Raw genomic sequence first — 255 nt, 5'->3', positions numbered from 1 at the left:
ACTAGCGTGCCAGCTTCACAGTCTCCCACCTATCCTACACAAGCCGTACCGAACACCAATACCAAGCTATAGTAAAGGTCCCGGGGTCTTTCCGTCCTGCTGCGCGTAACGAGCATCTTTACTCGTAATGCAATTTCGCCGAGTTCGCGGTTGAGACAGCGGAGAAGTCGTTACGCCATTCGTGCAGGTCGGAACTTACCCGACAAGGAATTTCGCTACCTTAGGATGGTTATAGTTACCACCGCCGTTTACTGG

1 rRNA gene is annotated in these 255 nt (G+C 52.2%); it reads right to left on the bottom strand.

Annotated elements, in window-relative coordinates:
• Positions 1-255: ribosomal RNA gene (locus tag QSK18_RS35775) — 23S ribosomal RNA — on the bottom strand; the annotation flags it as partial.

Source organism: Kineosporia sp. NBRC 101677 (genome assembly GCF_030269265.1).
GTDB lineage: Bacteria > Actinomycetota > Actinomycetes > Actinomycetales > Kineosporiaceae > Kineosporia > Kineosporia rhizophila.
Note: the sequence above shows the minus strand (reverse complement) of the source record. Positions and strands in the feature narration are given on the sequence as shown.